Source organism: Clostridium sp. TJA038, assembly GCF_058310255.1.
Genome location: NZ_JBZEFA010000001.1, coordinates 1,091,303 through 1,104,285, shown reverse-complemented (window position 1 = coordinate 1,104,285; position 12,983 = coordinate 1,091,303). Strand labels below are relative to the sequence as shown.

Genomic DNA, 12,983 nt, shown 5'->3' with positions numbered 1-12,983 from the left:
ATGATAAAGATTATAATAGGATATGTTTTAGATTTGATAATAGGAGATCCTAATAATCCCTACCATCCTATTAGGTATATAGGAAAATTAGCTTCTAGTATGGAGAAGCTTTTTAGAAAAATTTTTAAAAAAAATCTTAAGGTTGCAGGTTTTTTTGCATGGCTTTTCATAGTTTTTATAACCTTTATAATTACTTTAGGAATTGTACATATTGCAAATAAGATTAATCCTATTTTAGGAGTGTTAGTATCAGGAATACTTATTTATTTTTGTATTTCTGCTAAGGGACTTAAAGTTGAAGGACTTAAAGTTATTAAGATTTTAAAAAGAGGTGATATAAATAAGGCAAGGGAGCAATTATCTTTTATTGTAGGCAGAGATACTAAGAACTTAGATGAAGAAGCTATAGTTAGAGCAGTAATTGAAACTATAGCAGAAAATATGTCAGATGGTATTATAGCACCTTTATTTTTTGCAGGAATTGGTGGGGCACCTTTAGCTTTTTTATATAAAGCAGTAAATACTTGTGATTCAATGTTTGGATATAAAAATGATAAATATAAAGATTTTGGATTTTTTTCAGCTAATTTAGATGATTTATTTAATTATATCCCAGCTAGAATAACAGCCTATCTTATAATTATTTCATCTTTTATTTTAAGATTTAATTGGAAAGATAGCTTTAAAATATATAAAAGAGATAGATATAACCATTCAAGTCCTAATAGTGCTCATCCAGAAGCTGCTGTAGCTGGGGCATTAGAAATAAAACTTGGAGGAGAAAATTATTACTTTGGAAAACTTGTTAAAAAGCCAACTATAGGAGATTTTAAAAAGAAGATAGAAATTTTAGATGTTTATAAAACTAATAAAATATTAAGTATGGTTTCTTTTTTAGGAATGGTTTTAGCCCTTATTATTAGATTTATTTTAGAGGTGATTATATGAATTTAGGTCATGGTGGTAATGTTGAGGAAATAAAAAGGCTTTATAATTTAAAGGAAGAAGAAATTATTGATTTTTCTGCTAATATAAATCCTTTAGGCATAGCTGAAAAAGTAAAAGAAGCTATAATTAAAGGAATAAATCACATAGAAAGATATCCAGATATAACTTACTATAATTTAAAAAGTGAAATCTCTAACTTTGAGGAAGTTTCTTTAGAAAATATAGTATTAGGAAATGGAGCAGCAGAGGTTATTTTTAATATAGTAAGAGGAATAAAACCTAAGGAAGCTCTTATAATAGCACCAACTTTTTCAGAATATGAAGATGCATTAAATTCTATTAATTGTAAAGTGAATTATTATCTTTTAAAAGATAAGTATTCATTAGATGAAGATTTCTTAGGTGAAATTAAAGAAGGTTTAGATATTATATTTTTATGTAATCCAAACAATCCAACAGGTGCTTTAATTTCTAAAGATTTTTCCTTAAAGGTTTTAGAGAAAGCTAGAAAATTTAATATTACTGTAGTTTTTGATGAATCTTTTTTAGATTTTGTTGAGGATAATTTTAAATATTCACTTGTTAAAGAATTAGATAAGTTCAATAATCTAATTGTTGTTAAATCTTTAACTAAGCTCTTTGCTTTTCCAGGAATAAGATTAGGATATGGATTATGTTCTAATAAAGTTTTTTTAGATAAAATTAAGGAAGTAGAGGTTCCCTGGAGTGTAAACACCTTAGCAGATTATGCAGGAAGAGAAGCCTTAAAAGATAGAAGTTATATAAAAAGAACTGTAAATTATGTAAAGAAAGAAAATGATTTTTTATATAAGGGTCTTAAAGAGATTAAATATATAACTCCTTTTAAAGGGGCTGTAAATTTTATATTTTTTAAGGTGCATAAAAATATAAATTTAAGAGAACAATTAATTAAGAGAGGTATTATAATAAGAAGTTGCAATAACTATAAGGGACTAGATGATAGTTTTTATAGAGTAGCTGTTAGAACTAGAGAGGAAAATAAAAGGCTTTTAGAAGCGCTTGCACAGATTGAAATATAAATCATTTATATATTAAAAAATTTTAATATTAAAGCTTATAAAGAGTGTTTGACAAGGATAAAATATAATAATATAATCAAAATGATTAACTAATAATTGGTGCGATTTTCGCTTAATAGGGAATGAAGTTAAAGTCTTCAACTACCTCAGTAACCGTGAAGCAGACAAAATCTCAATATGTCACTGCAAGCTTGTTGTGGGAAGACGAGATGGAGGATGAAGCAAAGTCGGGATACCTGCCTTTTATTTAAGTACTACTGTCTTCTGAGGGTAGGATAGTAGGGTGCGTAGTACCTAAATATGCCTAACATACCTTCTTTAGTGGTATGTTTTTTTATTTTCTACGTAGTAATCTAAGCCTCAAAAAAATATTTTAGTTTTTAAGTTTTATGAACAAATATTTGATTTGTTGAGACTTAGGAAAAATTAAATAATATAAGTTTCATAGGTTAAAGAAATTTCCTTCATAAGCTTAAAAAACTATAAAGTAAAATTGGAGGAATAGTATGAAAAACTTTAAAAAAGTATTGTCATTATTAATGATAAGTATGATGGCATTACTAATCTTTACTGGCTGTGGAAGCAAGACAGTAACCATGAAAGACATGGAGGGAACTGAATTTACAGTACCTAAAAAAATTGAAAGAATAGTTTCAACGGCTCCATCTAATACTGAAATATTAGTTGGTTTAGGTCTTGCTGATAAAATAGTTGCTGTTGATACGTATTCTGCTGATGTTAAGGGATTAAATCCTGATATTCCTAAAATAGACTTTAGAAATCCAGATGCAGAGGCTATAGTAGCACTTAAACCAGATGTAATAATAGCTTCAGGACATAATAGAACAGGAAAAGAAGATCCATTTAAGGCTTTAAAAGAAGCAGGAATACCAGTTGTATATATTCCAACTAGCGAAAGCATTGATGGAATATATGAAGATATTGATTTCTTAGCTAAGTTAACAGGAACAGAAGCTGAAGGAAAGAAAATGGTTGATTCTATGAAGAGCGAAGTAGATAAAATAAAATCTATAGGCGAAAAAATAAAAGACAAGAAAACTGTTTATTTTGAAATTGGCTCTGGCTCAAAACTTTATAGTTTTGGAAATGATACTTTCTTAAATAACTTATTAGATATAGTAGGTGCAGAAAACATATTTAAGGATGAAAAAGGATGGATATCTCCAAGTGAGGAAGCTGTAATAAAAGCTAATCCAGATGTTATATTAACAAATGAAAGTTATATTGAAAATGCTACAGAATTAATTGCTAAACGTCCAGGTTGGAATTCAATAACTGCTGTTAAGGATAATAAGATATTCTTAGTAGATAATAATGCATCATCACGTGGAAGTCAAAATGTGGTAACTGTATTAAAACAAATGGCAAAGGATATTTATCCAGAAGAGTATGCAGGAATCTAAAAAAAGAAAATTGCTAATATTACTATCTATTCCATTAGTTATATTAGTATTATGTATCGGAACTTCCTTTGGAAGTTCCGATATTAATATATGGGATACTATCTCTATAGTAGGAAATAAGATTTTAAATATTCCTCTTAGAGCAGGTATAAAACCAGAGGACGTAGCAATTATTTGGGTAATTAGACTACCAAGAGTATTATTAGCTTTTGGAGTTGGAGCTTCTCTTGCTGTTAGTGGAGCTATAATTCAATCAATATTAAAAAATCCTTTAGCCTCACCTTATACCTTAGGAGTATCTTCAGGTGCTTCTTTAGGTGTTGGAGTATATATAGTTCTTGGAATTTCAATTCCTTTTATAGGAAACTTTGCAATGCCTGTTATAGGATTTTTATGTGGGGTTTTAACTGTTTTTGCAGTTATAATTTTTTCAAATAAGGTAGATAAAGGGCTTTCAAATAACACAGTAATATTAGCTGGTATGGTTTTATCACTTTTTACTAGCGCTGTGTTAACTACAGTAACATCCTTATGTAGTGAAGATTTAAAGGCTATTACAATGTGGCAAATGGGTTCCTTTGCTATGAAAAGTTGGTCATATGTAATTGCAGGAGTTCCCTTTTTAATAATAGGTATTTTTATGGCCGTAAAATATACAAGAGAAATGGACATACTAAGTTTTGGAGAAGAAGGTGCTAAGGCTATAGGAGTTGAAACTAAAAAGGTTAAAAAGTCTTTACTTATAGCTGTAGCAATTTTAACAGGAAGTGCTGTTGCTTTAAGTGGTGTTATAGGATTTATAGACCTTATAACTCCTCATATAGTTAGAAAAGTATTTGGAGCAAGTCATAAAGTTGTAATTCCTATGTGCATAGCCCTTGGGGGAACGCTTATGGTTTTAACAGACTTAGTTTCAAGAACACTAATTGCCCCTTCTGAATTACCTGTTGGAGCAATTACAGCTTTAATTGGAGCACCATTTTTTGCTTATCTATACTTTGGAAAAAGAAGTAGGTGATATTTTTGTTAGAAGTTAAAAATTTATGTTGTGGATATGATGGAAATGAAGTAATTCATAATATATCCTTTAGCGTAGAAAGAGGAGAAAATATCTCTATAATAGGACCTAATGGTTGTGGAAAATCCACAGTCTTAAAAGCTTTAGCTAACCTAATAGAGTATAGTGGAGAAATAAAGTTAGATGGTGTAGAGATTAAGAATATAAAAAGAAAAGATTTAGCTAAGAAAGTTGCTTTAATGAGTCAAAATTCTGAAGTTTATTTTTCTTACACTGTTTTTGAAACTGTTTCTTTAGGTAGATATGCTCATATGGAGGGTATGTTTGCTAGCCTTACAAATCATGATAGAGATATAGTTTTAAGATGTATTGAAAGTGTTGGGCTTTTAAATGAAAAGGATAGATTAATAAATGAACTTTCAGGTGGGCAACTTCAAAGGGTTTATTTAGCTAGGGTTTTTGCTCAAGACCCAGAGATATTACTTTTAGATGAACCCACAAATCATTTAGACTTAAAATGTCAAATAGAAATTTTAAGTCATATAAATAAATGGACAAAAGAGAAAAATAAAACTGTTATAGGTGTTTTGCATGATTTGAATTTAGTTCAGATGTTTAGTGAAGATGCACTTTTGATAAAAGAAGGCAAAATCTATAGTAGTGGAAAAGCACAGGACATATTAAATAGTCCTAAGATTAAAGATGTATATAAGATAGACATAAGAAAATTCATGCTAGAAGCATTAGAAAGATGGAAGTAGGTGTAAACAAATGAAAAAGAAGTTTGTAGTATCATATAGTTGTGGAAAGGATAGCACATTATCTTTATATAGAATGATAAAGGAAGGACATGTTCCTGTAGCTTTATTAGTTACTGTAGATAAGAAGGTTTTAAGAAGTTGGTTTCATGGAATACCAAATAAATTATTAAAAGATGTATCAAAATCTTTAGATATACCTTTAGTTTTAGTTGCAAGTAATGGAAAAGAAAATTATGGTGAAACTTTTATTGAAGCTTTAAAGAAAATAAAAGAAGAAAAAGGTGCTGAAGCTTGTGTTTTTGGAGATATTGATTTAATGGCTCACAGAACTTGGTGTGAAGATAAATGTGAGAAGGCTGGACTTGAAGCTATTTTTCCACTTTGGGAAGAAGATAGAGAAAAATTAACTTATGAATTTATAGATAGTGGATTTAAAACTGTAATTAAAAATGTAAAATTAAGTATTCTAGGAGAAGAGTTCTTAGGAGAAGTTTTAACTAAAGAAGTAGTTGAAAGATTAAAAGCTGCAGGTTCAGATGCTTGTGGTGAAAATGGAGAATATCATACCTTTGTTTTTGACGGTCCTTTATTTAAGGAAAAAATAAGCTTTGAAACTGGAGATAATATATTAACTGAAACTCATGGATTTTTAGATATTAAGTAGGTGTTTTTATGAAGTATAAAAGTATAATGCTTCTTGGAACAGCATCTTCTGTAGGAAAAAGTACTGTTGCAGCAGCCTTTTGTAGATATTTTAAAAAAAGAGGATATAGTGTTGCTCCCTATAAGGCTTTAAATATTTCTTTAAATTCCTTTGTTACGAGAGATGGGGATGAAATTGGAAGAGCTCAAGTTGTACAAGCTGAAGCTTGTGAAATTGAGCCTAAAGAATATATGAATCCTATTCTTATGAAACCAAGTGCAGGTTTTAAAACTCAAGTAATAGTTAGAGGAAAAGTTTATTGTACTATGGATGCTTATAAGTATAAGGATTTAAATAAGTATCTTAAGGAGAAAGCAAAGGAAGCTTATTTTGATATTTCAAAGGACTATGACTTAATAATTTTAGAAGGTTCAGGAAGTTGTGCTGAAATAAATTTAAGAGAAACTGATATTGCAAATATGCATACTGCTAAAATGGCAGATGCTGATGTTATTTTAGTGGCTGATATAAACAGAGGAGGAGTTTTTGCTTCTATTGTTGGAACTATAATGCTTTTAACTGAAGAAGAAAGAAAAAGAGTTAAAGGGGTTATAATAAATAAATTTAGAGGTAAAAAAGAATTTTTCAAACCTGCCATGAAGCAGATTGAAGAAATAATAAAAATACCTGTTTTAGGTGTTATGCCTTATTTTGATTTGGATATAGAAGAGGAAGATAGTGCTTCTATTAAATTGAAAAAATATGAAAATAGTAGTATAGACATAGCAATAGTTAAGTTGCCACATATGTCAAATTTTACTGACTTTAATGCTTTAGGAAGAATAAAGGATGTAGGAATAAGTTATGCTGAAAATCCTAAAGATTTAGAAAAAGCAAATATGATAATAATTCCAGGAAGTAAAAATACCATAGATGATTTAATTTATTTAAAGGAAAATGGTTTTAAAGATGCTATAATAAATGAAAAAAATAAAGGTAAGTTAATATTAGGTATATGTGGAGGATATCAAATATTAGGTGAGAGGATAATTGATTCAATTGGAGTTGAAGGAGATATTAGAGAAGAAGAAGGTTTAGGCCTTTTAGATATAACAACTTCATTTAACAAAGAAAAAACAACAAAACAAGTTACTGCCTTTGACTTAGAAGGAAATATATTTACTGGTTATGAAATTCATAATGGCGAGAGTATTCCTACTGTTGAAGAAAATATATGGTTAAAAGAAAAATGTGGAAATGTTTTAGGTATGAAAAATACTGAAGGAAATGTTTTTGGTACTTATATTCATGGAGTTTTTGACTATGGAAGTTTTGGAGAAGAACTTATAAATAAGTTGAAAAAAGATTTGAATATAGAAAAAAGCGAAGAAATAGATTATAAGGAATATAAACTTAGCCAATATAATAAGCTTTGTGAACTTTTAGAAGAAAATATAGATATGAAGTATGTTGAAAATTTAATAAAAAATTAGCTTTAAAAAGAGTATTAAGTAAAATTACTTAATACTCTTTTTTATTAATTATATTTTCCTATTTGATATATACCTAAATCTTATGTATTATATATATATATCAAGTTAAGTTTAAGTAGTATTTAAACAAAGATAAATTTAAGCTTAACTTTAATAATATTTATAAGGTGAGTTTTAATGGATGATTTAATAAAAGCAATTGATGAAATTACAAGGGAAGAAATCATAAAACTAGTTATTAGTAATAAGGTAAAGAAGGATAATGAATATAAAAAAATAGTTTTTCAACTTAAAGAAAAAAATAAAGAAGAATTTTATCAAATAGAAAAATATACTGAAAAACAAGTTTTTCATGAAAATATAGAAAAAAAAGAGCTTAAAAAAAGAGCTAAGGAGCTTTTTATTAATGATTATAAGCAATTAAATGCTTTCTCAAAGGATAAGTGCTTTGACCTTAAAGTTTCTAAAAAAGGAAAGGTTTTCTTAGGGGTTAAACAAAATAAAGAGCCTTTAAAAGAAATAAAAAAAGAACATAATAGAAAGAAAAATTACATATTAGAAGAGGGAATGATAATAGAACCTCTTATAGACCTAGGGATTTTTACTAAGGAAGGTAAAATCATAAATTCTAAGTATGATAAATATAAACAAATAAACAGATTTATAGAGATAATTGATGATGAAATAAAAAAGATAGATAAAAAAGAACTTACAATTTTAGACTTTGGTTGTGGTAAATCTTATTTAACATTTATATTATATTATTATTTTACTAAGATAAAAGAAATAAATGTTAAAATGATAGGATTAGACTTAAAAGCAGATGTAATTAAGAAATGCAATGAAATAGCTAAAAAGTATAATTATGAAAATTTATCTTTTGAGCTAGGAGATATAAATGGATTTAAGTATAATGATAAAGTTGATATGGTAATAACTTTACATGCCTGTGATACAGCTACTGACTATGCTTTATATAATGCAATAAAATGGAATAGTAAAATGATATTTTCAGTTCCATGTTGTCAACATGAATTTAATAGTCAAATAGAAAGTGAAAAATTTTCTATACTTACTAATTATGGCATAATAAAAGAAAGAGTATCTGCTCTTATGACAGATTCTGTTAGAGCAAATCTTCTTGAGGTTTTAGGATATAAAACTCAACTTTTAGAATTTATAGACATAGCACATTCTCCTAAAAATATATTAATAAGAGCAGTAAAAGGAAATGTTTCTAAAACAAAAAAAGAAAGGGCTTTAAAAGAGGTTAATAATCTTTTAGAAGAATTTAATTTAAGTCCTACATTATATAATCTTTTAAAGAAGGATAATTTAATATAGTCAAAAAACAGAGAAAATATATATTTTCTCTGTTTTTTTATTTGTTTTTATTTTTAAAATTTTATTAAAAATAAATTAAAAAATACTTGAAATTATTAAAATGTTATGTATAATTATTTGTGTAATAACGAACTATTAATTCTATTTATACTATATAGTTCGAATAAGGAGGATAAAATTGAATATATTAAAAAAACTAGGAAGTGTATTATTAGTTACAATTATTTTAAGCTTCACTTTAATTTCTTGTGGAGAAAGTAATAATTTAAAAGAAGAAAGTAAGGGTAAAAATACAATAGGAATTATAGGAGCTATGAATGAAGAACTTGAAGTTCTTCTTAAGGATATGAGCAATAAAAAGGAAGTTAAAATAAATGATTTAACTTTTTATGAAGGTGATTTATGGGGACAGCATGTTGTAGCTGTAGTTTCAGGAGTTGGAAAAGTTAATGCAGCTTCATGTACTCAAATATTAGCAAGTAATTTTAATGTAGGTTCTTTAATAAATATAGGTGTTGCTGGAGGAGTATCAAAAGATATATATCCTGGAGATATAGTTATAGGAGATACATATGTACAACATGATGTAGATGCTTCTGTTTTTGGAGATAAATTAGGACAAATTCCTAGAATGGATGTATATGATTTTAAAGCAGATGAAAAATTATTAAATTTAGCAGTAGAAGCTTCAAAAAATATTGAAGGAGTTAAGACTTATGTGGGAAGAATAGTATCTGGAGATCAGTTTATTGCAGATAGTAAAAAGGTTGAATCTTTAGAGAAAGACTTTAACGCTAAAGCTGTTGAAATGGAAAGTGCAGCTATAGCACAAGTGGCATATCTTAATAAAATACCTTTTGTTATTATTCGTTCTATATCAGATAATGCTAATAATGGAGCTCATATGGATTATAAAGAATTTATTCCTATAGGAGTTAAAAATTCAACAGCAATTTTAAAAGAAATGTTTAATAATATGTAATAATTATATTTATTAAAAAAACAGCAAATATAAATAATTTGCTGTTTTTTATTTTATTAATCTTCATATAAATATTTTCTTGTCATTGGAAGAGTATTGTTTATTCCTTTTGAGAAAAGTATTTGATGTAAATCTATATCCCAGTAATGGAAAGCTGCTGCACAAGTAGCCAGATATAAATGCCACATTCTTACAAATTCTTCATCAAACATTTTTCTTACTTCATCTAAATGGTTCATATAGTTTTTGCACCATTCTTCTAAAGTTCTCATATAGTGAAGTCTTAAACTTTCAACATCTATAGTACGGAAGTTCATATCTGCTGCTATATTTAATTCTTCTCTTAAAGTTGGAAGGTATCCACCAGGGAATATGTATTTTGTTATCCATTTATTTCCTTCAGTTTCAATTAAATTAGTTATGTTATGTAATAGGAATAATCCACTTTCTTTAAGAACTGAATTTACATTTTGGAAGAATAATGGTAAGTTAGCATGACCAACATGTTCTGCCATTCCAACACTAACAACTCTATCAAATTGAAGATTTGATTTTTCTAAATTTCTGTAGTCCATTAATTTAACTTCAACTAAATCTTCAAGACCTTCTTCTTTAATTCTTTCAGTAGCTTTTTTAAATTGTTCTTCACTTAGTGTTATACCTAAAGCTTTAACTTTATAAAGTTTTGCAGCTTCTATTATTAAATATCCCCAACCACAACCTATATCAAGTAAGCTTTGGCCTTCTTTTAAATTAAGTTTTTTTAGTATGTAATGTATTTTATTCATTTGTGCATCATAAAGAGTATCTGTTGGATTTTTGAAGTATCCACAAGAGTAACTCATAGTTTTATCTAACCATAAGCTATAAAAATCATTACCTATATCATAATGATGTGCTATATCTTTTTTAGACTTCATTAAAGAAGGAGCCTTTATTTTAGATGCAATCTTAAGTACTGAGCTCTTATTCATGAAGCTATTTTTATTACGAATTATGCTTTCAAAAAACTTTTGAAGATCTCCCTCTACATCTATATCTCCTCTCATATAAGCTTCACCTATAGCTACGCTAGGGTCTGCTAAAAGTTCTTTTTTACTTGGAAAATTTTTTATTATAACCTTAAATTCAGGTTCGCCTTCCCCATATTTTATAGTTTCTCCATCCCAATATTGTAAATCAAAGGTTTTATCTGAAAGATTTTCAGCTAGTGCCTTTACTATGCTTTTGTTAATTTCCATAAAAAATCACCTCGTCATTTAATTTTATATTTTTATGATACATTATATTTTTTGAAAAATCTTTTTGAAAATACTCTTTTATAGCTTAAATTTAGTGAATCTAGGAAATTAATTATAAAATACTTTAAAATACATATGAGAATATTAAGAAAAAAATATAAAATAATAAAATAAATATATTTTATGGAAAAATTAATAAAATATTCATCTATAATAGCGTAAAAATATTAATTTAATAAAAAATACTGCTTATTTACTAAATAATATAAATTTGATATTATTTAAAGGATATTAGAGTAACAAAACTTAATAAAACTAAGGAGGAAAAGATGAGTTTATTAAAAAAACTAACAATAGGAATAGTAATAGCTTCTTTACCAATAACTTTTATAGGTTGTTCTAAAGAAAATAACAATGAAGCTAAAAATATTTCTATTAAATCTTTAAGTACAAAGGAAGTAGAAGAAAATTTAAAGGATGATTCTTGGGTTTTAGTAGACACAAGATTAAGTGATTCTTATAATGGTTGGATTCTATATAATGAAGAAAGAGGAGGGCATATTCCAAATTCTAAGGATTTCTCTGCAAATTGGATAAAAGTAGAGGCTAAGGACAAGGAAAATAGACTTAATGAAGCTTTAAAGGTTAAAGGCATAACTAAGGATAAAAATATTATCCTTTATGATGCTAATGGAGAAGATTCAAAAGTAGTTTATGATTATCTTTCTTCAAAGGGATATAACAATATATACTTTTATGATATTAAAAATTGGGCTAAGGATAAAAGCCTTCCTTTAGAAAAATATGAAGGATATGATTTATTAGTTCCAGCTAAAATATTGAAAGAAGTTGTTGAGGGGAAAAGACCAGAAAGCTTTGAAAATTGTAAAAATATAAAAATACTTGAAGCTAGTTGGGGAGATGAAAATCAAACTTATGGAAAAGGGCATATTCCAGGTAGTGTTCACATAAATACAGATACAATAGAACCACCACCAACATGGATGCTTGCAGAGGATGAAGCTTTAAAAGATTTTGCCTTAAGCTATGGGCTTAAAAAAGATGATACTGTAATTCTTACAGGAGCTGAGCAAATGGCTTCTTATAGATTAGCAAGTGTTTTAAGTTATATAGGAGTTAAGGATGTAAGAGTTTTAAATGGTGGAGATAGTTCTTGGAAAAATGAAGGCTATGAATTAGAAACTAAAGTTAATCAGAAGGTTAAAGGAGATGATTTTGGTTCTGTAATTCCTGGTAATCCAAGGGTTATTATGACAATAAATGAACTTAAAGAAAGTTTAAATAAAAAAGATTTTACATTAGTTGATAATAGAACTTGGGATGAGTATATAGGAAAAAGTTCTGGATATAGTTATCATGACAAAAAAGGGCGTATAGATGGAGCTGTTTTTGCTTATGCAGGAGTAAATGGTCCAACCTCTTTAGAATATTATAGAAATGTAGATAATACAATGAGAAATGGATATGAAATAGAAAAATTGTTAGAAGGTCAAGGAATAAATTTAAATAATCATCTTGCTTTTATGTGTGGAAGTGGATGGAGAGCAGCAGAGGTTTATTCTTATGCAAAGGTAATGGGGCTTAAAAATATATCTATATATAGTGATGGATGGATAGGTTGGAGTAATGGAAATAATCCATCAGTTACAGGAGAGCCTAAAAGTAATATATGAATAAAAAAGAAAGAGTAGCAGTTTTTTTATTAAGAACAGTTCAGATTTTATTATGGATATTTGGTATTCTTATTGAATATTTAACTCATAAAAAAGCTGGTGTAATGCATCATGTATGTTATAAAAAGTATGAGTATGGAAATATTATTAGTAATTTTAAACTTAATATATTAAGTTTAATAGCTATTTTAATATTTATACTATTTTTTATTATATTTCTGCACTTAAAAAAAATAAATAAATATAATCTAAGTAAAGAAAGTATTATTACTAGTATATTTTCATTAATTTTATTTTTTGTAATAAATTTGAATTTTTTTAAAGGTCTTTTAGCTTATTATTATTTCATATTAATACAATTAATAGTGTTAATA

General features: G+C 27.3%; 11 protein-coding genes and 1 riboswitch. Of the genes, 10 read left to right on the top strand and 1 reads right to left on the bottom strand.

The features are described from left to right. The 9 genes from cbiB to AC4FQV_RS05120 all read left to right on the top strand — a co-directional run bounded on the left by cbiB (position 1) and on the right by AC4FQV_RS05120 (position 9,674). Positions 1-948 (top strand): adenosylcobinamide-phosphate synthase CbiB, encoded by a 948-nt coding sequence (gene cbiB / locus AC4FQV_RS05160; protein ID WP_491164804.1) that lies wholly within the window; start codon positions 1-3, stop codon positions 946-948. Further along, a complete protein-coding gene (cobD, locus tag AC4FQV_RS05155) occupies positions 945-2,009 on the top strand; it encodes a threonine-phosphate decarboxylase CobD (RefSeq protein ID WP_491164802.1) in 1,065 nt (354 codons plus the stop codon). The genes cbiB and cobD overlap by 4 nt, the downstream gene beginning before the upstream one ends. Before the next feature lie 80 nt (positions 2,010-2,089). Next, positions 2,090-2,267: riboswitch (cobalamin riboswitch) on the top strand. 248 nt (positions 2,268-2,515) lie between these two features. Next, positions 2,516-3,433, top strand: coding sequence for an ABC transporter substrate-binding protein (locus tag AC4FQV_RS05150; RefSeq protein ID WP_491138345.1), 918 nt, complete (start codon positions 2,516-2,518; stop codon positions 3,431-3,433). Next, positions 3,420-4,451 carry a FecCD family ABC transporter permease gene (locus AC4FQV_RS05145; RefSeq protein WP_491164799.1) on the top strand — a complete coding sequence of 344 codons (1,032 nt, stop codon included), beginning with the start codon at positions 3,420-3,422 and terminating at the stop codon, positions 4,449-4,451. The genes AC4FQV_RS05150 and AC4FQV_RS05145 overlap by 14 nt, the downstream gene beginning before the upstream one ends. 5 nt (positions 4,452-4,456) lie before the next feature. Next, positions 4,457-5,212, top strand: coding sequence for an ABC transporter ATP-binding protein (locus AC4FQV_RS05140; RefSeq protein WP_491138349.1), 756 nt, complete (start codon positions 4,457-4,459; stop codon positions 5,210-5,212). A 10-nt stretch (positions 5,213-5,222) separates the two neighbouring features. Further along, positions 5,223-5,876, top strand: coding sequence for a Dph6-related ATP pyrophosphatase (locus AC4FQV_RS05135; RefSeq protein ID WP_491164797.1), 654 nt, complete (start codon positions 5,223-5,225; stop codon positions 5,874-5,876). A gap of 8 nt (positions 5,877-5,884) precedes the next feature. Beyond that, the gene (locus AC4FQV_RS05130) at positions 5,885-7,348 is read left to right on the top strand and encodes a cobyric acid synthase (RefSeq protein ID WP_491164794.1); all 1,464 of its coding nucleotides are present in this window, start codon (positions 5,885-5,887) and stop codon (positions 7,346-7,348) included. Between the two features lie 177 nt (positions 7,349-7,525). Then, a complete protein-coding gene (locus tag AC4FQV_RS05125; protein ID WP_491164792.1) occupies positions 7,526-8,692 on the top strand; it encodes a class I SAM-dependent methyltransferase in 1,167 nt (388 codons plus the stop codon). 178 nt (positions 8,693-8,870) lie between these two features. Further along, positions 8,871-9,674 carry a 5'-methylthioadenosine/adenosylhomocysteine nucleosidase gene (locus tag AC4FQV_RS05120; protein ID WP_491138355.1) on the top strand — a complete coding sequence of 268 codons (804 nt, stop codon included), beginning with the start codon at positions 8,871-8,873 and terminating at the stop codon, positions 9,672-9,674. A 56-nt stretch (positions 9,675-9,730) separates the two neighbouring features. Here AC4FQV_RS05120 and AC4FQV_RS05115 read toward each other — a convergent pair whose 3' ends face one another. Further along, entirely contained in the window at positions 9,731-10,915 is a 1,185-nt protein-coding gene (locus tag AC4FQV_RS05115) for a class I SAM-dependent methyltransferase (RefSeq protein ID WP_491138356.1), read from the bottom strand. Between the two features lie 329 nt (positions 10,916-11,244). Between AC4FQV_RS05115 and AC4FQV_RS05110 the strand changes: the two genes are divergently transcribed. Continuing rightward, positions 11,245-12,609, top strand: a complete 1,365-nt coding sequence (locus AC4FQV_RS05110) for a rhodanese-like domain-containing protein (protein WP_491164789.1) — start codon at positions 11,245-11,247, stop codon at positions 12,607-12,609. Positions 12,610-12,983 lie beyond the last annotated feature (374 nt).